The sequence below is a fragment of the Streptomyces coelicoflavus genome (genome assembly GCF_003112555.1).
Lineage (GTDB): Bacteria > Actinomycetota > Actinomycetes > Streptomycetales > Streptomycetaceae > Streptomyces > Streptomyces coelicoflavus.
On record NZ_BEWB01000006.1, the window covers coordinates 338,741 to 358,850 of the forward strand.

Genomic DNA, 20,110 nt, shown 5'->3' on the forward strand with positions numbered 1-20,110 from the left:
GTGACACTTCCGTGCGCGCTGACGCTGATGACCTTGGGGGGCGGGCTCACCAGAGCGCGCTGAGGACTCGGTACGAACGAGGACGGTTCTTGGGCCAGCGAGGGGAACCCCGCCGCGTACAGGCGTACGACGGGGAACTGGGCGCGGCGGTCGCGCGGGCCCAGGACGGTGACGAGGCCGCCTTCGCGGTCGCCTACCGGTTCGTGCAGCCGGGCCTGCTGGGCTACCTGCGCGGGCTGGTCGGGGACGACGCCGAGGACGTCGCGGCGGACGCGTGGCTGGAGATAGCCCGTGACCTGCGACGCTTCAAGGGCGACGGGGCCGGTTTCCGGGGCTGGACGGCGACGATCGCCCGGCACCGGGCCCTGGACCACCTGCGGCGCCAGAAGGTGCGGCCCCGGCCCACGGCCCTGGAGCAGGACGTCCTGGACCTGCCCGGACCGCACTCCACGCACGACCAGGCCCTGGAGACACTCTCCACGCGGAGCGCGCTGAACCTCGTCGCGGGCCTGCCCCGGGACCAGGCCGAGGCCGTCCTGCTGCGGGTCGTCGTCGGACTGGACGGGCCGTCCGCCGCCCGGGTGCTCGGCAAGCGGCCGGGCGCGGTGCGCACGGCGACGTACCGGGGGCTGAAGCGGCTGGCCCGGCAGCTGGGCACCGACGGTGTGACGGATGACGGTGTTGGCACGCTGGGGGAGTCGACATGAGGGACGCCGAGGACGGCGGCCCGGCGGAGCGAGCGGGAGCGGAGGCGGGCATGGGTGCACGGCACGGGGAGGGCGACGGCCGCGACGCCGGCCCCGGGCCCGCTCCCGGCGACGCCCCCGGCACGGAGGCGCTGCTCGCCGCGGCGCTGCGCGGGCGGGACACCGACGCCGAGGGCGAGCGCCGCGCCGTCGCCGCCTTCCGGGCCGCACGGGACGTGGAACCGGGCCGGGCCGCGCGCACCCGGCGGCGCGACGACTGGCGGCCACGCACCGGGCGAGGTCCCCGGCGCTCGCTGAAGACCGCCCTCTCCGTCCTGCTCGCGAGTCTCACCCTGGGCGGCGTCGCCTACGCGGCCATGGGCGGGGGCGGCTCCACCGCGGACGACGGCGGCCCGGAGCGCACGCGGCCGCCCGCCGTCTCCGACGACGCCTCGGTCCGGCCGGTCGCCACCCCGCCGGCCGCCACGCGGGGCCCCGGCACTCCGGACTCCGCGACCACGTCCCCGGGCGGCTCCACGGTGCCGGGTGTCTCCACGCCCCCCGGTGCCACCCCGTCGGACCACCCGGCGACCGGCCGGGACGACACCGTGGCCCGGTGCCGCGCCTACGAGCGACTGTCGGGCCGCGGCAAGGCGCTGGAGGCCACGGCCTGGCAGCGGCTGGTCGAGGCGGCGGGCGGTGCGGAGCGCGTCGAGGTCTACTGCGCGGAGCAGCTCACCGGGCCGACCGAGCCGGAACCGGGGGCCGCCACCGGGAACGGCGGCGCGGGCGGGACCGGTGCGCACGAGACGGGCGGGACCGGCGCGGGAATCGGAGCCGGCGGGACCGTCGGTGACGGGGGCGTCGGTGACGGGGGCGTCGGTGACGGGGGCGTCGACGTGGAGATCGGCGGCAGCGCCACGGCGCGGGTCCCGGACCAGGTCGGGCCATAGCCCCCACCAGGGACGACCGGCGTGGCCAAGGCAACGGCCGGGGCCGCCACCCCCCACAGGAGAGGCCCCGGCCGTCGCGCGGCACGGGCCGCGCGGCGGCCCGTACTCCCTACAGCGCCGCGAGTGCGTTTTCTGTCACACCTCACCGCGTCACGGGTTAGTTGCATCTTGTACGGCAATGCGATGTGGACATGGACGAGTGGCGGTTTCACGACGTAACGTGCCATTCGCGCCGATGCAGCGCGGGGCCCGCTCCCGCGACGGTGTCGCGGGAGACCGCCGCGACCACCGATGGGGAATCCACGACGGCGAGGACCACGTCCGCGAGCGCGGCGCCGTTCCGGGCGCAGAAAGGCTTCTCGGTGCTGGGGGACGACGCGGAGTTGACCACCTCGGTGCGTGCCGCACAGAGCGGGGACGAGACCGCGTTCAGGACCGTGTACCGCGCCGTGCATCCGCGACTGCTGGGATACGTGCGCACGCTCGTCGGCGATCACGACGCCGAGGACGTGGCGTCCGAGGCCTGGCTGCAGATAGCCCGCGACCTGGAACGGTTCGACGGCGACGCCGACCGGTTCCGCGGCTGGGCCGCCCGCATCGCCCGCAACCGCGCACTCGACCACATCCGCATGCGCGGCCGCCGGCCGGTGATCGGCGGCGACGAGGCGGAGCTGACCGGCAAGCCCGCGGAGTCCGACACCGCGGGCGAGGCCATGGAGGCCCTGGCCACCGGCAGTACCCTCTCCCTCATCGCCCGGCTGCCCCAGGACCAGGCCGAGGCGGTCGTCCTGCGCGTGGTGATGGGCCTCGACGCCAAGAGTGCCGCCGAGACGCTGGGCAAGCGGCCCGGGGCCGTCCGGACGGCGGCGCACCGTGGCCTGAAGCGCCTGGCCGAACTGCTCGGCGGCGATCCGGAATCGGGTGGCGGGCTCGACGCCCTGCCGCCGCAGCGAGAACCGCGCGATCGTGCGGTGACGTCCGCGAGTGTGACGCATACGCGTGCGCGGACGCAGAAGGACATGTGATGGCCGACGAGCAGGACGAGTGGCTGGACCGCGAAACGGCGGAGCTCTTGCTGCGCGGAGAGTCACCGGAGGGTCTGGAAAGTACCGACCCCGCGACCCGCGACCGGGCCGGACGGCTCGTCGCGGCCCTCGGCGCGCTCTCCGCGCCACCTGCGCCGGCCGACGGGGAACTCCCCGGCGAGGCGGCCGCGTTGGCCGCCTTCCGCAAGGTGCGCGCGGAGCGGGCCGACGCGTCGGCAGCGGCGTCCGCCGCTCTCGGGCAGGGCGCCGCCCCGGGGCCCGCCGAAGCCGGTCCGGTCCGCATCGGCCCGCGCGGCGACGGCACCCGGCGGATGCGCTGGAACCGCCCCCTGCGCCTCGGGCTGGCCGCCGCGCTGACCGTCGGCATGGTGGGCGGTGTGGCGGTGGCGGCCGGAACCGGAGTGCTGCCGACACCGTTCGACGGCACCGAACCGGAACCCGCCGCCACCGTCTCGGCCGCCGCCTCCCCCGCCCGCCCGTCCGCACCGCCCTCGGCGCTGGAGGGCGTGCGGGGCGGGACGGATCCCGGCACCACCCCGGGCGCGCCCGGCGGGGACACCGCCCGGGAAGGCGGCAGGGACCGGGACCGCGACGCCGGCGACCGGGAGGCGGACGGCTCCGGCGGACGGCACTCGGACCTCGCCGCGTCCTGCCGCAAGGTGCGCGCGGGCAAGCAGCTCGACGCCGCCCACCGGCGCGCGCTGAAGGAGGCCGCCGGGGGAGCGTCGCGGGTCGTGAAGTTCTGCGGCGGCCTCCTCGCCCCGGGCGGCACCGGGGCCGGCGGCCGGGACGACGGTGAACACGGCGGTTCCGGAGGAGCGGCCTACGAGGGCGAGCTCCGCCAGGGCACCGGCGACGGCCGAGGCGACCAGGACGACCGGGGCGGCAAGAACGGCAAGAACGGCAAGGACGACAAGAACGGCAAGGACGACAAGAACGGCAAGGGCGACAGAGGCGGCAACGGCGAGGGCGGCAAGAAGGGCGACGACGGCCAGGGCGGCCGCGGAAACCAGGACGACGACGGTGACGCAGGCGGCAACGGCAACGGTGACGGCCACGGCGATGACGACGACGCCGACATAGCCCCGCCCTCCCACGGCCACCACCGCCCCCACGGCCCGCACGCCCCGTCGGCCCACGAGCCCCGGCCGCAGCGGACGCCCGTCCACCCGTCGCCCGCCACGTACCCCGCAAATGCCGCCTGACCTGGGCTTTCGTGGACGGTGAAGATTTCCCTCGCCGAGGGTGTGACACTTTCGGCCGCCGTGACGCAGTAATGAGTGAGCCGACTGGTCATCGGCTTTCGCACCGAGCCGGGGTTCCCCCCGTACCTACGGCTCGTGCACCTCGGCGCGGGCGGGACACGTTCCCCCGGTCCCGCCCGCGCCCCATTCACCGTCCGGCGGTGTTCCGCCCCGCCGCCCCGCCGCCTCACCGGTACACGACGACCTTGTCGCCGTTCCTCACCTGCGCGTACAGATCCGCGATCGCCGCCTCGTCCCGCACGTTGACGCAGCCGTGCGAGGCACCCGCGTAACCGCGGGCCGCGAAGTCGGAGGAGTAGTGCACGGCCTGGCCGCCGCTGAAGAACATGGCGTACGGCATGGCCGAGTCGTAGAGCGTGGAGACGTGGTGGCGGGACTTCCAGTAGACCTGGAAGACGCCCTCGCGGGTCGGCGTGTACCGCGAGCCGAAGCGCACGGACATCGTCGACACGGTCCGCCCGTCGATCATCCAGCGCAGCGTCCGGCTGGACTTGCTGACGCACAGCACCCGGCCGGTCGTGCAGCGCGGGTCGGGCGCGGCGGCGGGCTGGCCGCCCATCAGGTACAGGTCCCACTTGCCCGGCTCGTGCGACATCCCGAGCAGCCGCTGCCAGGTGACGGTGTCCGTCCGGCCGGTCCGCGGCAGCCCGCGCTTGCCCTGGAAGCCGCTGACCGCACGCTCGGTCAGGTCGTCGTACGTCCCGGTCGGCCCGTCCACGAGCCACTCGACCTGACGCAGCCGGGCCTGGAGTTCACGGACGTCCCGGCCGCTGTCGCCCCGCTTCCACAGCACCCTGGCCGCCTTCGCCCCGGCGGCGGGCGCACCCGACGGCTCCCGGCCCCCGGACGGCGTGCCCGACGGCGGCCGGTCCCCGGACGGCGTGCCCGACGGCCGTCGGTCCCCGGACGGCGTGCTCTTCGGCGGGGCCCCGGTGGTGACTTCTATGCGCACCGGCGCGTGCCCCTCGCCGTCCGGCCCGGTGGTCTGCACGGTGCAGCCGCCCGCCACCAGCACGGCCCCCAGGGCGACGGCGACCGCCCGTCCCGTGCCCCCCACGTCCGCCATCCGCATCACGGCCCCCCGTCGTCCCACGGTCCCGCACCGACGTCCCCTGAGTTGTTCCCCCGGATGACGCGCCGCGAACGGCACGGCATCGTTGTGACCGGGACCGCACCGAGGTTGTGAGGAAGGTCCCAGCGTGGGCCTCTCCACCGGGTGCACGCGCGCGGATACAGTCCGTCGAAGTGCCGGACTGTACCGGCGGGTAAATGACGGGTAGTCCGAGCGGTACGCACATGTGCTCAGCGGGAGGCATCACACCATGACGCGCGAGTCCGAGTCCGGGCTGCCCATCGAACCGGTCTACGGGCCCGACGCCCTGGCGGACTGGGACGCGGCCGACAAGCTGGGCGAGCCCGGGAAGTACCCCTTCACCCGGGGCGTGTACCCGTCGATGTACACGGGCCGGCCGTGGACGATGCGCCAGTACGCCGGTTTCGGCACGGCGACGGAGTCCAACGCCCGCTACAAGCAGCTCATCGCCAACGGCACCATGGGCCTGTCGGTCGCCTTCGACCTGCCCACCCAGATGGGCCACGACTCCGACGCGCCGATCGCCAGCGGCGAGGTCGGCAAGGTCGGTGTCGCCATCGACTCCATCGACGACATGCGCGTGCTGTTCGGCGGGATCCCGCTGGACAAGGTCTCCACGTCGATGACGATCAATGCCCCGGCCTCCCTGCTGCTCCTGCTCTACCAACTCGTCGCCGAGGAACAGGGCGTGAGTGCGGACAAGCTGACGGGCACGATCCAGAACGACGTGCTGAAGGAGTACATCGCGCGCGGGACGTACATCTTCCCGCCCAAGCCCTCGCTGCGCCTGATCGCCGACATCTTCAAGTACTGCAAGGCCGAGATCCCGAAGTGGAACACCATCTCGATCTCCGGCTACCACATGGCCGAGGCGGGTGCCTCGCCCGCGCAGGAGATCGCGTTCACCCTCGCGGACGGCATCGAGTACGTGCGCACGGCGGTCGCGGCCGGCATGGACGTCGACGACTTCGCGCCCCGCCTGTCCTTCTTCTTCGTGGCCCGTACGACGATCCTGGAGGAGGTCGCCAAGTTCCGCGCCGCCCGCCGGATCTGGGCGCGGGTGATGCGGGAGGAGTTCGGCGCGAAGAACCCCAAGTCGCTGATGCTGCGCTTCCACACCCAGACCGCGGGCGTGCAGCTGACCGCCCAGCAGCCCGAGGTGAACCTGGTCCGCGTCGCCGTGCAGGGCCTGGGCGCGGTCCTCGGCGGCACGCAGTCCCTGCACACCAACTCCTTCGACGAGGCCATCGCGCTGCCCACCGACAAGTCGGCCCGCCTGGCCCTGCGCACCCAGCAGGTGCTCGCCTACGAGACGGACGTGACGGCGACCGTCGACCCCTTCGCCGGCTCCTACGTCGTGGAAAAGATGACCGACGACGTGGAGGCGGCGGCCCTGGAGCTGATGGGCAAGGTCGAGGACCTCGGCGGCGCGGTCAACGCCATCGAGCACGGCTTCCAGAAGAGCGAGATCGAGCGCTCCGCCTACCGCATCGCCCAGGAGACCGACTCCGGCGAGCGGGTCGTGGTCGGCGTCAACCGCTACCAGCTCGACGAGGAGGAGCCCTACGAGCCGCTCCGCGTCGACCCCGCCATCGAGGCCCAGCAGGCCGACCGCCTGGCCGCGCTCCGCGCGGACCGCGACCAGGCGGCGGTGGACTCGGCCCTCGCGGCCCTGAAGAAGGCGGCCGAGGGTGAGGACAACGTCCTGTACCCGATGAAGGACGCCCTGCGCGCCCGCGCGACGGTCGGCGAGGTGTGCAACGCGCTGCGGGAGGTGTGGGGGACGTACGTGCCCTCGGACGCGTTCTGAGGGCGGCTGAGCCGGGGCGGTGCCTCGCACGGGTGGTCGGGGCGAGAAGCGTGCGTTCCGACCCCGTCGGCGACTGACCCGGACGGGACCCGGTCCGGGAATCAGCAGCCCAGCCCGAACCGGCCCAGGTATCCGCCCAGCCCCTCCGGCGTGTCCCCGGCCCAGCCCACGTACCCGTCCGGCCGTACGAGGAACAGCCCCGCCCCGTACGCCCCGTGCGCGCCCCCGCGCACCACCGGCACCGCCTGCCCCACCGTCCCGTCGGGCAGGCCGACGCCCAGCGCCAGCAGGGTCCAGTGCGGGCCCCGGAAGGCGTCGAAGAGCCGGACCCCGTCCACCGTGCCGTCGGGCGCGCGGTCCCCGGCCCGTATCGCGTCCTCGTCCACGGCGCTCCGGGTCTCCTCCGTCAGCGACGAGTCCCGGTAGCCGATGCCCAGCTGGCGGGTCGCCCCGCCGCGCCGCACCTCGCCGCGGTGGACGGCGGTCGACAGGTCGAGCATCTGCGCGGCGATCGGGCGCCGTTCCTCCTCGTAGCTGTCCAGCAGCCCGGCCGGGGCGCCGCCCGTCAGTACCGCGCCCAGCTTCCAGCCCAGGTTGTAGGCGTCCTGGACGCTGGTGTTCAGCCCCTGGCCGCCCGCGGGCGAGTGCACGTGCGCCGCGTCGCCGGCGACGAAGACCCGGCCCGAGCGGAAGCGGTCGGCCAGCGCCGCCCGCGGCCGGAAGTCGGAGACCCAGCGGACCTCGGTCACGTCCTCGGCGGCGATGTGCGAGCGCTCGGCGACGAGCTTGCGGACGCCGTCCGGGGAGGTGTCCACGGACGCGCCCTCCTCGAAGCGCGCCATCACCTGGAAGTCCTCGGTGCCGGCCAGCGGGCAGACGGCGAGGAGGCCGGCGCCCTCGCGCGGCGGGAAGACGTGCCAGTTGTCGCGGTCCAGGCCGCTGATCCGGACGTCCGCCACCAGGGTCGGGCTCGGGTCGACCGTCTCGCCGGTCATGCCGATGCCCAGCGCCCTGCGCACCGCCGACCGTCCGCCGTCCGCCGCGACCAGGTAGCGGGAGCGCACCGTCCCGCCCGAGGCGAGGCGCGCGGTGACGCCCGAGTCGTCCTGCTCGACACCGGCGACCTCGTGGTGGAAGGCGACCTTCCCGCCCAGCTCCGCGAGCCGCGCCGCCAGGATCTCCTGCGTGCGCCACTGCGGCACCATCCACGCCCGGTTGTACGGCGAGTCCTCGCTCGGCTCGGCCGGCTCGAACATGTCGTGCTCGCCGATCCGCTCGCCGTTCTGCCAGACCATGCCGACGGGGTAGGTGCCGCCCGCCGCGTGGATCGCGTCGACGACGCCGAGGTCGTCGAGGACCTCCATCGTGCGGGGCTGGAAGCCCTTGCCCCGCGAGCCGGGGAAGAGCTGCCCGGCGGCCTCCAGGACCAGCGCGTCCACCCCGCGCCGGGCGAGGTCGACGCCGAGTGCGAGACCGGTGGGGCCCGCGCCGACGATCAGTACATCCGTGTCGAGGACATGCGTATCCCTGACATTCACGGCAACTCTCCTTAACGTTGTTAAGTTCCGTCCGTGTCCGAGGATGGCCCTAACGCCGTTAAGGTGTCAAGCGTGAGTACGGAACGACGCGCCCCCCTCGACCGCCGACGGGTCGCGGACACGGCGCTGAGGCTGCTGAACGAGGTCGGTCTGGACGGCCTGACGCTGCGCACCATCGCCAGGGAACTGGACGTCAAGGCGCCCGCCCTGTACTGGCACTTCAAGGACAAGCAGGCCCTGCTCGACGAGATGGCCACGGAGATGTACCGGCGGATGGTCGCCGGGACCCCGCTGGACCCGGCCGACACCTGGCGGGAGCGGCTGCTCAAGGCCAACCGCGGCCTGCGCGCGTCCCTGCTCGGCTACCGGGACGGCGCCAAGGTGTTCAGCGGGTCGCGCTTCACCGGCGCGGTGCACGCCGAGCAGATGGAGGAGACGCTGCGGCTGCTCACCGCCACCGGGCTCACCCTCGCCCAGGCGGTGCGGGCGACCAACACGACGTATCTGTTCACGCTCGGCTTCGTCACCGAGGAACAGGGCGTCGAGCCCCTGCCCGGCGAGCGCCGGGAGGGCTACGACATGGACGAACGCGCCCGCCTGCTGGCCGACTACCCTCTGACGGCCGCGGCGGGCGCGGAGATCTTCACGGACTGGGACCGGCACTACGAGGAGTCGCTGGCCCTGGTGATCGCGGGGATCGCGGCGAGCTACGGCCTCGGCTGAGCCGCCCCCGACGCCTTGCCCGCCCCGCCCGCCCGCGCCCGCTGCGCCGCCCGGTACCGGCGCACCGCACGCGTGACCAGCGGCGGCAGCAGGTCCAGGGCGAGCCGCCGGGTGCGCTCGCGCGGCGTCGCCCCGCGCGTCGCACGGACCGCGCGGGCCGCCGGGCGGGCCTGCCCGGCCTGCCCCGGCACCGGCCTGGCGTCCGGCCGGCCCGCGCTCCCCGTCGGGGCGGGCGCCGGGTGCCGCGAGGCCGGCAGCGAGGGCGGCCGCAGCCGCTTGCCCTTGGCGCGGGTCCGCACCAGCCGGTGCCCGGCGGCCTGCTCCACGGTCACGGAGATGTCGTCGCGCCCGCGCAGCGCCTCGAGCAGCTCATCCCGGACGGGCTCCGGGTCGCCCCAGGTGCCGTACAGCTTCTGGCTGCTCAGGCAGACCGGGCGCAGTCCGCGGTTGAGCACCGCCTCCCAGGCCGCGACGGCGACACCCGGGGTGTGCTCGCTGCGGAAGTCGTCCAGGACGACGATGCCGTCGGGCCCCAGCAGCTCCTTCGCCGCGCCGATGTCGCCCTCGACGTGCTCGTACAGGTGCGAGGCGTCGATGTGGACGAAGCGGCAGCTGCCCGGCGCGACCTCGTCGACGACCGCCGAACTGGGTGCCTGGATGATCGTGGGCAGGGTGTCGTGGAAGGAGAGGTAGTTCCGCTCGAAGGCCTGGCGGGTGAGGGAGGAGTACGACTTCGCCGCCTCCGCCCGGTTGGCCGCGTCCGGCGGCTCGGCGCCGAACAGGTCGCAGACGGTGAGTGTCTCGCCGTCCCGCAGCCGGTGCCCGAGCAGGATCGCGCTCTTGCCCAGGTAGGCGCCCAGTTCCAGCAGGTCGCCGCGGGTGTCCAGCCGTTCCTGCCGCTCCAGGAACCAGGAGAACAGCACCTGGTCGAGCGGCCAGAACCAGCCGGGGACGTCGTTCAGCTCACCGGGGTACTCGTGCGTCTCTTGCGCAGTGGCCATGAGGGGAGGATGCCCCCTCGGCTCCGGAAATGGAGGGGGCACGCGCGATCCGACGGTCAGAAAATCGCACGTATCGCCCAATGTGTGGGGTCCGGCACCGTCCGTGAAGGCCCGGCGGGCGGCTCCCGCCGTTCACCGGAAGGTCACGCGCGCGTGGCCGATGTTCATCCGGGACGGGTTACCCCGGGCCGCGCGCCCTCGTAGCGTGCGTCCACGACATCCCCTCGCACCCTCCTCCGCGCCCGGCCGGACCGCCGCCGGGCCGCGCGTCCTGTCCGGGAGTGACCACCCATCGCCGCCGAGCCCCTGACCGCCGCCGAGCCCCTGCGCACCCCCGGCCCCGCCGACGCGGCGACACCGGTCCCGCGCCCCCGGGGCGAGCACCGGTACGACATCGACCTCGTCCGGGTCCTGGCCTCGGTCGGCGTCATCGTCTGCCACGCCGCGGGCGAACTCATGAAGGCCGTGGACCGCACCCCCTCGGGAGGCGGGCCCGTCTACTGGACCGCGCTCGTGGGAGACGCGCTGAGCCGGTGCGCCGTACCCCTGTTCTTCGCGATCGCCGGCTGGGTCGTGCTCAGCGGTGCGCCGCCCCGCGACGGTGCGCAGATCCGGAAGCGGCTCACCCGCATCGTCGTGCCGCTGGCCGTGTGGACCGCCGCCTACCTGCTGTGGGACTGGGTCCGGGACGCCAACACCGACCCCACCCGCGACCTCGCGTGGGACGCGGTGTTCGGCTCCGTGCGGCCCGCCTTCCACCTCTGGTACCTGTACGCCTACGTGCCCGTGATCCTGCTGCTGTCGGTGGCCGTCCTGGTCAGGAACGGCAAGCGGCCCTGGGGCGCGGGCGCCGCGCTGCTCGGCCTGGCGCTCGCCCCGACCCTCCTCGGCGACCTGGGGCGCCTCCTCGACGTCCGCGTACCGCCCTTCGCCTGGCAGTTCGGCGTCTACCAGATCGCGTACGCCGTCGCCGGGGCCGTGTTGCTGTCGCTGCCGGGGTCCTCGGTCGCGGGCCGGCGGCGGCGCCTGCTGTGGCTGGCCGGCGGGCTGTGCGCGTGGGCCGCGGTCGCCGTCTACGAGCACCGGGTGCACTTCCCGAGCCCGTACGCCTCCGTCGTGGTGGCGCTGCTGGCGGGAACGCTGCTGATGGCCCTCAACCGGATCAGGGTGCCCGAGCGGTTCCGGCCGCTCCTCGGCCGGCTCGCCGGTGTCTCGTTCGGCGCCTACCTGGTCCACCTGCTGTTCCTGGAGGCCCTCGCCCCGCACGTGGTCTCGGCGGGCGCGGGCCGGCCGGCCGCCGTGGGCGGGCTCGTGGGGCTCACCGCGGCCACCGTCCTGCTGTCCTTCGCCGCCGCCCTGCTGTGGACCCGGCTGAAGCTGGCCCGCTGGCTCGGCTGACCGGGCACCACGACGGCCGGAGCCCCCGCCGTCCGGCGGGGGCTCCGGCCGTCCGGCACGGTCACTTCTTTCCGGTGCCCCGCCGCACGGCCCTGCGCACCACCCGCCGCGCCCGCCGCACCTGGAGCTTGGCGCGCAGCTGCGGGCGGCTGCCGGGCAGACCCAGCTCGGTCAGCCGCAGCTCGGGGAAGTAGTGGCCGGGAACGGTCGCCAGGTGGGCCCGCAGCCAGGTCTCCGTCGGCTCGCGCAGCTTGGCGTAGGTCTTGGGCTGCATGCAGAACCCGATCGCCCGCACCAGCGGCGCCAGCGACTCGGGGGCCGCCCCGACGAGCGCCGGGGCCGCGGCCCGCTCCAGGTCCGGCACCAGGTGGTCGACGACGACGAGCGGCACGCGGTTGCTGTTCGGGTAGGGCTTGAGCCGCTCCGTCACCAGCGCCGTCCCCACCCGGGCGACCGGCACGTCGTAGTAGGCCGACGCGGTCACCATCGCCGTGGAGAAGCAGCCGACGACGAGTTCCGGCGCGCAGTGGTGGTACAGCGTCTCGGCCAGCAGCGGCGCGTCCAGCACGGTCAGCCGCACGCCCGCGTCCGCCGCGGCCTTGCTCAGCGCGGCCGTGTAGCCGGCCGGGGCCGTCGGGTGGGGCTTGAACACCACGGAGCGGTGCCCCGCACGCGCGGCGCCGGTCAGCATGCGGACGTGGAGGTCCTCCTCCTCCTGCGCGGTCAGGATGTTGATCGCCGCCAGGTACTGGCCGAGCAGGACGGCCGTCGGCTTCTCCCGCAGCACGGGCGCCAGCTCGGGGTCGTCCGCCGCGTCCCGGGAGACCTCGTCGAGCACCGCGCGGAACGCCCCGTCGGGGACGATCACGGGCTCGACGTCGTACTCCGACAGCAGCATCGGCCGCAGGCCCGGTATCAGGTCGAGGTGGAGCAGCCGCTGGATGCGCCGGGCGAGGGTCAGCGGCAGCTTCTCGCGCGTCGGGCCGTAGCTCATCAGGCCGTCGGCGTACACGTGGAGGGCGGCCTCGGAGAAGATCGCCGCCAGCGCGCGGGCCGGGTTGACCTGGATCGACTCGACGGCCAGCTCCACCAGGTCACGTTCGCCGATGCCCCAGGCGAGCCGGAACGCCTTCTGCCACAGGGACACGTCGTTGCCCCGCGGGCCCCAGGCGCTGGGGTGGTGCGGGCGGATCGCCTCGTTCCAGCTGACGACGGTGTCGAACCGCGCGGATATGCGCCCGTACCCGTGCATCTCGTCGAGGCGCAGCGCGGTCTCGGGTATCGCCGCGTTGTTGGAGACCAGCAGGACGCGCCGGGCGCCGTCGCGCGGGCCGAACAGGCCGGCGTCGAGCGCCGCGGCGAGGGTGGCGGCCCCGTACAGGGTGGAGACCTGGAAGATCTGGGTCTTGTGCGGCATGGGTCAGGCAGCCTTCCGGCCGTCACGCAGGCGGCCGAGCAACCTGCTGCGAGTGCTGTCGATGGTGCGGAGGGTCTCCTCCAGCACGTGCTGGGGCATGCGGTGCAGCGCGTCCCGCGCCTCCCGCCGCAGCCGCTGGGCGGCCGAGGACTCGTACTCGTCCACCTTGCCGAGGTGGAAGGCGATCATCGCGCAGTACGTCCGCACGGCCTTGGGAAGGAAGCGCTCCGCCTCCCGGTCCCGCGACAGGTCCTGCAACAGCATGTCGTAGGCCGGGATGAAGTCCAGTTGGCGGGAGTCCTTGATCTGGGTGAGCGAGGTGGCGACGCCCCGCCGGTAGAACACCCCGTGCAGACCGACGGACGCGTACGAGGCCGCCTTGAGGTGCAGGCGCCAGATCCACAGCCGGTCCTCGGCCGTACGCAGTTCGGTCGCGAAGCGCATCGCGCCGTCGTCGAAGAGGTGACGGCGGTAGAGGCCCGCCCAGACGAAGGGATAGTCGACCATCGTCTCCATGTGGGGCGGTGCGATCCCGTCGCGCGGGTCCATCACGGTGTTGCGCAGCCGGGCCGGGGGCCGCCGGATCACCCGCTCCGTGCCGGTGGCCTGCACGTGGTCGGTGCGGGCGAAGTCGCAGCCCAACTCCTCCACGACGGACACCAGTTCGGTGAGATAGCCGGGCCCGTACCAGTCGTCGCCGTCGAGGAACGTGACGAAGTCGCCCCGGGCCGCGTCGATCCCGCTGTTGCGCGCCTGCGCTATGCCCCTGTTCGTCTCGTGCCGGATCACGCGGGTGTCGCTCCGCCCCTCGGCCCAGCGGTCGATCGCCAGCGGCGTGGAATCCGTGGAGCAGTCGTCGACGAGCAGGAACTCGAAGTCGGGGTCCGCGTTGTTGGCGAGACTTCTCAGAGTGCTCTCGGCGAAGGCTTCCACATTGTGCATGGGCACGACGACGGACAGTTTCGGCACGCGGGCCTCTCACGATCGAAGGTCGGGGATTGGAACAGGCTATCCACGCTCCCGGATCCGGCGGTGTCGGTGAAGGCGCGAGAAAACGAACTCCGTTCGCAGGGGAAGTGAATTCTTGGTGGTCCGGGTGGATTCTCAGACCATGCCGAAGGTGCTCCGCAGTTCCTCGATGTTCGACCGCGTGGTCTTCCACAGGAATTCCTGTGCGGCGTGCACGTCCGCCACCGCCGCCGCGTGGTCGTCGAGCAGCCCGGACGCCCGTTCCGCCAGCCGGGGGCCCAGGTCCCGGTCGTGCACGGAGAGCCCCCACTCCGGGCGGTCGATGTCCGACAGGAAGTAGGCGAGCTTCGGGTGGGAGACGAGACTGAGGATCGGGGTCCCGCAGCCGAACGGGATCATTCCCGCGTGCCCGCGCATCCCGATCACCAGCCGCGAACGGCGGAAGAGGCCGCGGATCCCGTCGTTCGACATGGCGTGGAGCTGCTCCACGGGCAGGGCGATGCCGTGCTCCCGGCGCAGGTCGTGCACGAACCTCTCGTCGGCCGGCATGTGCGCCGCGTACCGCACGTCCGCCCGGTCCCGCAGGGAGCGCAGGGCCAGCGCCATCTGGGCGAGGAAGTGACCGTAGTCGTGCCCGAAGCGCAGCCCCGCGCGGTCGTAGGCGCAGTTGACCAGCACCGTGTCGGAGCGCTCCGCCGGGCCGGACAGCTCCGGTACGAGGTGCCGGGCCACGGTGGTCGGGCAGGGCTGGTAGCGCACCCGGTCGCGCAGGGAGGCGGGGAGCAGCTCGCGGACCCGGTCGATCGAGCCGTGGTTGCGCAGGCCGAAGAAGGCCGACCGCTCGACCAGGACCCGCAGGCTCTCGGCGAACCGCCCCCGCCGGTACCGCTGGCCGTCGAAGACGTTGTAGCCGACGGCGAACACCGCCAGCGGCGCGGTGAGGCGGGCCAGGAGGCCGTCCGGCACGTTCCACTGCCAGTGGCTGTTGCCGTTGGGGGAGGTGTCCGGGAGGAAGAGCCCGCCGCCGCCCACGATCACCCCCCGCCGTTCGTTCAGCCGCTCCAGCGCCGCCTCGTCGACCAGCCGGTGCACCGGCTGCCCGTACCAGCGGCGCGGGCCGGTGTCCGTGCCGAAGCACCGGCGCACGGCCTCCGGCAGGACCTTGTCGCCGGCGTTCTCCCTGCCCTCGGCGAACAGCGCCACGTGCGCGAGCTGCTCGGCCGCGGGCGCGGCCGGCCCGGGCGGGGCCTCGGCGTCCGGACGGGTGCGGACGTACCAGGCGTGGCAGCCGGCGTCGGTGGGGTCGGCCTCCAGGCCCTCGCGGGCGTAGGCGTGCGCGTCCGCGTCCCGTCCGCACACCCAGGCCAGCCGGGCCAGCTGGGCGAAGGCGCGGGGCGCGAGGTCGGGGGAGGCGGCGGCGAGCAGCAGGTGCCCCTCCGCCTCGTCGTAGCGCGACAGCGCCATCAGGCTGAGGCCGAGCGTCTCCTGGCAGCGCGGCGCGTCCAGCCGGTCCGCCACGACCGGGGCGAGCACCCGCACGGCCTCGTCGTAGCGTCCCTGCCCGCGGTGGACGTCGGCGACCGTGCGGGCGAGGTCGAGGGAGGGGCGGGCCTTCAGCAGCGGCGGGGCGAGGTGCGCCAGCAGGTCGGGGTGCTTGCCGCCGGGCAGGGCCCGGTAGGCGGCCCGGAACTCCTCGTCGCCCATCTCGAACCGGCGTCGAGCCTCGGCGGCCGGACCGTGCCCGGGTGCGTCGAACGACCCGGAGAAGCGCAGCACGACCACGTCGGCGGGCACCGGCAGGTCGTCGTGGAGGCGCCGGGCGGGGAAGTCGTACCGCGCGGCGAGCGGGACCAGGCGGTCGCCGAGCACGAGGTCACCGCCGTCGGGGGCGGGAGCGGGGGACCCGGCCGCCGGGGCGCCCGCCACGTCGGCGCGCTGGATGACGAGCAGCCCGTCCGGCGGCACGGCCCGGCGTTCCCCGCCCCCGCCGGCGGGCGGCAATTGCGGTACGGCACCGATCCCGTGGCGCATCCGCAGCAGCTCACCGAGGTCGCCGAGGACGACCATGCCGGGGCCGAGGGCTATGACGGTGTCGTAGCCCTCCAGCCCGAAGACGGCGCGGCGGTCGTCCGCGGGGCGCGTGACGACGCGCGGGTGCAGCCTCCTGAGCCCGTCGAACGAGGAGTCCGGCAGCCCGGGATGCAGGACGACGAAGTCCTCGCACACCTGCGGGTTGGTCAGCGCCAGGCTGCGGACGAGGGTGTGGAGGCCGGGCAGGCCGTCCCGGCCGGTGTGGACGGCGAACGCGATCCGGCGCCTGCCGGTGACGGTGCTCCGGTCGTCCGCGGCGGAGGGGGACGCGGCGGAGGAGGAGACGGCGGAGGCGGAGGGAGAGGGCGAGGGCGAGGCGAGGGAGGAGTGGGTCATCGCAGGGCGATCCTCATCTTGCTGTGGTCTACGTGCGCGGCGTGTTCCAGGACCCACTCCGCCTCCCGCGGCCTCAGCCGGCCGGGCAGGGTGAAGCCGACGAGGTCCAGGCGGGGGCTCGCGTCCAGGAAGTCCAGCAGCCTGAGGACGGTGAACGCGGTGGTCGGGGCCGGACCCCACCCGTCCTCGCCGAGCAGCGCCGGGTCGCCGAGGGGGCGGCGCAGCGAGGCGTCCGCGACGTGGTCCTGCGCGCCGGGCACGAGCCGCTCCCGCACGGCGCGGCGCCAGCCGGCCGCCGGGTCGCCGAACACGAGCCGGATCCCGGCCCGCCGGGTCCAGGCGGGCCCCTGCCACGGGGCGTCGCCGCGCAGGGAGACGGCGTGCAGGCCGGTGCGCTCGCCGGTGCCCCGGGCGCGGATCCGGAACGTGTCGCAGCGCACCACCAGGTCGTAGCCGTCGATCTCGGCGCCCAGCGTGCTGCCGGCGACGTCGGCGGCGTTCGAGACGACGCACACGCTCAGCCCCGAGAGCAGGTCCCGCAGACCGCTCACGTCGACCGGGGTGACGCCGTCGTGCGGCGGGTCGGGCGTCCCGGCCCGCTCGACGAGCCGCCGGTAGTCGCCGTACAGCGCGAGGAGGCGCCGTACGGCGGGATCGCCGGCGCCGTGCCCGGCCACCCGGGCCCGCACGTACGCGGCGAAGCGCGGGGCGAGGACCGCGGTGGTCGCGGTGGGCTCCTCGAGCAGTCCGCGCAGTTCGGAGCCGTCCTCGGGGAAGAGTGCGACGGCCGCCTCCAGACACTCCCGGCGGCGGCGCAGGGTGTGCATCCTGCGGGCGACCTCCGGGGCGGGGCGGCCGTCGGGCAGCAGCGCGACGTAGCGCCCGTAGCACTCCATCGCCTCCCCGCCGCGGCCGAGTCCGTCCAGTGCGAGGCCGCGCAGCCGCCACGCGCCCTTGGACCGCTGCCGGATCCCGGCCGCCGACTCGGCGAGCCCCAGCGCGAGGCCGAGACCGTGCTCCCCGCCCACCTCCAGCGCGCGCTCGCCGGCCTGGAGCAGCGCGTCGAAGGGATCCGCCGCCGGGCCGTCGAGCGAGGCCGCGAAGGCGCCGATCGCCCGGGTCAGACGGACCTGCGGGCCGGTGGCCCCGGGCTCCTGTGCGGCGAGGTGCTCGCCGCACAGGCGCAGGCTCCGGGCGTACGGGGCCGGCCCGGGGGCCTCCCGCTGCCGTACCTTGAACAACCCCGCCAGAGGCTTCGTCACGCGTTCCACCGTTCTCCGACCGGACGCCGAATGTGCCCCAGAGCGACGGTCCGCGGGTGGCTTCCGGGCGGACGGCGGGTGAACACTCGCCCTCCGGTCGGCATCCGGGCGGCCGTCATCCCCCGATCGAGCGCCGGATGGCCCATGCCCGGCGTACGACCCTGCGCGCCGTGGAGTTGCGCGGCAGGAAGCCCAGCCGGGCCGGGATGCCGCCCGGCAGGCCCAGGGAGGTCAGCCTGCGCTTCTTGAAGTACCGCCGGGTGCGGGCGTCCAGGTGGGCGCTCAGATAGGCCTCCGCCGCCGGCCGCAGCTCGGGCAGCACCCTCGGCTGCATCGCGAACCCGACGGCCCGCACGAGCGCGGCCACCGCGCCGGCGTCCACGTCCGGCCGCCCCTCGGCCACGGCGGCCGGGTCCGCCAGGTCCGGCAGGAGCGCGTCCACGAGGGTGGCGGGCACCCGGTTGCTGTTCTCGTACGGCGTCAGCCGGTCCAGGAGCGTCTCCGTGCCGGCCCGGGCGACCGGCAGGCCGTACAGGACGGACGCGGTGAGCAGGGCCGTGGAGAAGCAGCCGACGACCAGCGCCGGACGCGTCCGCCGGAACAGCACCTCGGCCAGGACCGGCGTCTCCACCACGGTCAGGTCGACCCCCAGCCGCTCGGCCTCCCGTTCCAGGACCCGGGTGTAGCGGGCCGGCGCCGTGGGGTGCGTCTTGAACAGCACGCGCGTGTGCCCGAGTGCGGCGACGCCGGTCAGCATCCGCACGTGCAGGTCTTCCTCCTCCTCGGCGGAGAGGATGCCCAGCGCCGACAGGTACTGGCCGAGCAGCACCGCGGGCCGCTCCACGTCCGGCAGCCCGCCGCCGGTGTCCGCCAGCTCGTCCAGCACCTTGGTGAACGCCGCGGACGGCACGACCTCGGGCCCGACGCCGAACTCCGTCAGCAGCAGCGGCGCCAGCCCCGGCACCAGGTCCAGGTGGAGCAGCCGCTCCACACGCGTGCCGACCAGCGGGGCGAGCTTGGTGCGGGTGGGGCCGTAGCTCATCAGACCGTCCGCGTAGACGGTCATGGGCGCGTCGGTGAAGATCTGCGCCACGGCGAGCGCGGGCGGCACCTGGACCGACTCCACGGCCAGGGCCACGTCGTCCTCGCCCAGCTCCCACAACCGCCGCAGGTGCCGCTCCCACAGCGGCACGTCCCCGGCGCGCGGCGACCAGTCGCCGGGATGGAACGGGAAGACCGCCTCGTTCCACGACACCACGTCGTCGAACCGGCTCCGCAGCCGCTCGAACCCCGGCATCGCGTCCAGGGACGGCGTCGTCTCGGGCGTCGCCGCGTTGTTGGCGACCAGCAGGATCCGCCGGCCGGCCGCGTCGAAACAGCCGGAGTCCAGGGCCGCGGCGAGCGTGGCCGTGCCGTACAGCGTCGACGCCAGGAAGATCTGCGTGGTCACGCCGCCGCCCCCTCGTCCGGCCGGGCCGAGGACGCGTGCCGGCGCAGCCGGCGCAGCCGCACGGCCCGGTCGGCGTCCATCGTGTCGAGCACCTCGTCGAGCACGTCCTGCGGCATCCGCCGCAGCGCCGCCGCGCTCCTCGCCCGCAGTATCCGCGCCACGGCGGGCTCGAACCGCTCGGCGGACCCGAGGTGGTGGGAGATGATCGCGCAGTACGTGCGGACCGCCTTCGGCACCAGCCGCGCCGCGTCCGGGTCCCCGGCCGCCCCCGCGAGCACCTCGTCGAACGCGCGGATGAAGTCCAGTTGGCGCACGTCACCGATCTGGGTGAGCGAGGACGCCACCCCGCGCCGGTAGAACACGCCGAGCAGTCCGGTCACCGCGAAGGACTCCGCCTCCCGGTGCAGCTTCCAGATCCACGGCCGGTCCTCGGCCGTGCGCAGCCCGTCGGTGAAGTGCAGCAGACCGCGCTCGGCCAGCCGGCGGTGATAGACACCCGCCCACGCGTAGGCGTAGTCGACGGACGTGGTGCGGTGGGCGGGCAGGATCGCGTCGCGGGGGCGCAGGGCCGTGTTGCGGCGGCCGTGCGGGACCCGGTGCAGGGTGCGGTTGCGTCCCGTGCACTGCACGTGGTCGGTGCGCACGAAGTCGACGTCCAGCCTCTCGATCGCGGCCACCAGGGCGGCGCAGTGGCCGGGCGCCAGCCAGTCGTCGCCGTCCAGGAAGGTGACGTACTCGCCGCGCGCCCGGTCGATGCCGGTGTTGCGGGCGGTCGCCAGGCCGCCGTTCCTCTCGTGTATCACCAGCACCGCCCCCGGCAGCTCCCGCTCCGCGCGCGCGAGGAGGTCCGCGGTCCCGTCGGTGGAGCAGTCGTCGACGAGAATGAACTCGAAGTCTTCCCGCGCGTTGGCGCGCAGACTCCGCAGAGTGTCTGGGGCGTATTGCCGCACGTTGTAGAACGGCACGATGACGGAGAGCTTGGGCACGTGAGCGACGTTATGCGACGGTCCGGCATTCGGCTTTACCGGTTCCTTGATTCCCGGTGAACGCGGCGTGGCGAAGCGGTGAAGCG

At 74.3% G+C, this 20,110-nt stretch carries 16 protein-coding genes; 7 read left to right on the plus strand and 9 right to left on the minus strand.

Features of this window, described 5'->3' with window-relative positions; all coding sequences use genetic code 11:
- Window positions 1–89 precede the first annotated feature (89 nt).
- The 4 genes from Sco07f_RS16465 (at window position 90) to Sco07f_RS16480 (ending at window position 3,890) form a co-directional block, all read left to right on the plus strand.
- Window positions 90–707, plus strand: coding sequence for an RNA polymerase sigma factor (locus tag Sco07f_RS16465; RefSeq protein WP_164140088.1), 618 nt, complete (start codon window positions 90–92; stop codon window positions 705–707).
- Window positions 704–1,639 (plus strand): hypothetical protein, encoded by a 936-nt coding sequence (locus Sco07f_RS16470; protein WP_108988243.1) that lies wholly within the window; start codon window positions 704–706, stop codon window positions 1,637–1,639. The genes Sco07f_RS16465 and Sco07f_RS16470 overlap by 4 nt, the downstream gene beginning before the upstream one ends.
- 362 nt (window positions 1,640–2,001) lie before the next feature.
- Window positions 2,002–2,664: an RNA polymerase sigma factor gene (locus Sco07f_RS16475; RefSeq protein ID WP_108988244.1), complete on the plus strand. Its 663-nt coding sequence runs from the start codon at window positions 2,002–2,004 to the stop codon at window positions 2,662–2,664.
- Window positions 2,664–3,890, plus strand: a complete 1,227-nt coding sequence (locus tag Sco07f_RS16480) for a hypothetical protein (RefSeq protein ID WP_108988245.1) — start codon at window positions 2,664–2,666, stop codon at window positions 3,888–3,890. The genes Sco07f_RS16475 and Sco07f_RS16480 overlap by 1 nt, the downstream gene beginning before the upstream one ends.
- 226 nt (window positions 3,891–4,116) lie before the next feature.
- Here the strand turns inward: Sco07f_RS16480 and Sco07f_RS16485 are convergent, their stop codons facing one another.
- Complete coding sequence (locus tag Sco07f_RS16485; protein ID WP_108988246.1) at window positions 4,117–5,022, minus strand: L,D-transpeptidase family protein; 906 nt, start codon at window positions 5,020–5,022, stop codon at window positions 4,117–4,119.
- Window positions 5,023–5,272: 250 nt separating this feature from the next.
- On the opposite strand from Sco07f_RS16485, the gene Sco07f_RS16490 reads away from it, so the two are divergent.
- The gene (locus tag Sco07f_RS16490; RefSeq protein WP_108988247.1) at window positions 5,273–6,853 is read left to right on the plus strand and encodes an acyl-CoA mutase large subunit family protein; all 1,581 of its coding nucleotides are present in this window, start codon (window positions 5,273–5,275) and stop codon (window positions 6,851–6,853) included.
- A gap of 101 nt (window positions 6,854–6,954) precedes the next feature.
- On the opposite strand, the gene Sco07f_RS16495 is transcribed toward Sco07f_RS16490, so the two are convergent.
- On the minus strand, window positions 6,955–8,391 hold the full coding sequence (locus tag Sco07f_RS16495; RefSeq protein WP_108988248.1) for an FAD-dependent oxidoreductase: 1,437 nt from the start codon (window positions 8,389–8,391) through the stop codon (window positions 6,955–6,957).
- A 72-nt stretch (window positions 8,392–8,463) separates the two neighbouring features.
- Between Sco07f_RS16495 and Sco07f_RS16500 the strand changes: the two genes are divergently transcribed.
- Window positions 8,464–9,114 carry a TetR/AcrR family transcriptional regulator gene (locus tag Sco07f_RS16500; RefSeq protein ID WP_108988249.1) on the plus strand — a complete coding sequence of 217 codons (651 nt, stop codon included), beginning with the start codon at window positions 8,464–8,466 and terminating at the stop codon, window positions 9,112–9,114.
- Here the strand turns inward: Sco07f_RS16500 and Sco07f_RS16505 are convergent.
- A complete protein-coding gene (locus Sco07f_RS16505) occupies window positions 9,099–10,115 on the minus strand; it encodes a class I SAM-dependent methyltransferase (protein ID WP_108988250.1) in 1,017 nt (338 codons plus the stop codon). The two genes, Sco07f_RS16500 and Sco07f_RS16505, sit on opposite strands and share 16 nt — an antisense overlap.
- Window positions 10,116–10,439: 324 nt before the next feature.
- Between Sco07f_RS16505 and Sco07f_RS16510 the strand changes: the two genes are divergently transcribed.
- Window positions 10,440–11,513: an acyltransferase gene (locus tag Sco07f_RS16510; protein WP_108988251.1), complete on the plus strand. Its 1,074-nt coding sequence runs from the start codon at window positions 10,440–10,442 to the stop codon at window positions 11,511–11,513.
- 61 nt (window positions 11,514–11,574) lie between these two features.
- Here the strand turns inward: Sco07f_RS16510 and Sco07f_RS16515 are convergent, their stop codons facing one another.
- From Sco07f_RS16515 to Sco07f_RS16540, 6 genes are all read right to left on the minus strand, one after another.
- Window positions 11,575–12,930 carry a polysialyltransferase family glycosyltransferase gene (locus tag Sco07f_RS16515; RefSeq protein WP_108988252.1) on the minus strand — a complete coding sequence of 452 codons (1,356 nt, stop codon included), beginning with the start codon at window positions 12,928–12,930 and terminating at the stop codon, window positions 11,575–11,577.
- Window positions 12,931–12,933: 3 nt separating this feature from the next.
- A complete protein-coding gene (locus tag Sco07f_RS16520; protein WP_007444177.1) occupies window positions 12,934–13,899 on the minus strand; it encodes a glycosyltransferase family 2 protein in 966 nt (321 codons plus the stop codon).
- Window positions 13,900–14,034: 135 nt separating this feature from the next.
- The gene (locus Sco07f_RS16525; protein ID WP_108988253.1) at window positions 14,035–16,326 is read right to left on the minus strand and encodes a polysaccharide pyruvyl transferase family protein; all 2,292 of its coding nucleotides are present in this window, start codon (window positions 16,324–16,326) and stop codon (window positions 14,035–14,037) included.
- Complete coding sequence (locus Sco07f_RS16530) at window positions 16,323–17,588, minus strand: hypothetical protein (protein ID WP_108988359.1); 1,266 nt, start codon at window positions 17,586–17,588, stop codon at window positions 16,323–16,325. The genes Sco07f_RS16525 and Sco07f_RS16530 overlap by 4 nt, the downstream gene beginning before the upstream one ends.
- A gap of 115 nt (window positions 17,589–17,703) precedes the next feature.
- Window positions 17,704–19,038: a polysialyltransferase family glycosyltransferase gene (locus Sco07f_RS16535; RefSeq protein ID WP_108988254.1), complete on the minus strand. Its 1,335-nt coding sequence runs from the start codon at window positions 19,036–19,038 to the stop codon at window positions 17,704–17,706.
- Window positions 19,035–20,024 (minus strand): glycosyltransferase family 2 protein, encoded by a 990-nt coding sequence (locus Sco07f_RS16540; protein ID WP_042825034.1) that lies wholly within the window; start codon window positions 20,022–20,024, stop codon window positions 19,035–19,037. The genes Sco07f_RS16535 and Sco07f_RS16540 overlap by 4 nt, the downstream gene beginning before the upstream one ends.
- Window positions 20,025–20,110 lie beyond the last annotated feature (86 nt).

Bases quoted from the DNA above. Each gene is read 5' to 3' on its own strand.
- Sco07f_RS16470 (WP_108988243.1), top strand. From the start codon at position 704: ATGAGGGACGCCGAGGACGGCGGCCCGGCGGAGCGAGCGGGAGCGGAG.
- Sco07f_RS16480 (WP_108988245.1), top strand. From the start codon at position 2,664: ATGGCCGACGAGCAGGACGAGTGGCTGGACCGCGAAACGGCGGAGCTC.
- Sco07f_RS16505 (WP_108988250.1), bottom strand. From the start codon at position 10,115: ATGGCCACTGCGCAAGAGACGCACGAGTACCCCGGTGAGCTGAACGAC.
- Sco07f_RS16525 (WP_108988253.1), bottom strand. From the start codon at position 16,326: ATGACCCACTCCTCCCTCGCCTCGCCCTCGCCCTCTCCCTCCGCCTCC.
- Sco07f_RS16485 (WP_108988246.1), bottom strand. From the start codon at position 5,022: ATGCGGATGGCGGACGTGGGGGGCACGGGACGGGCGGTCGCCGTCGCC.
- Sco07f_RS16515 (WP_108988252.1), bottom strand. From the start codon at position 12,930: ATGCCGCACAAGACCCAGATCTTCCAGGTCTCCACCCTGTACGGGGCC.
- Sco07f_RS16490 (WP_108988247.1), top strand. From the start codon at position 5,273: ATGACGCGCGAGTCCGAGTCCGGGCTGCCCATCGAACCGGTCTACGGG.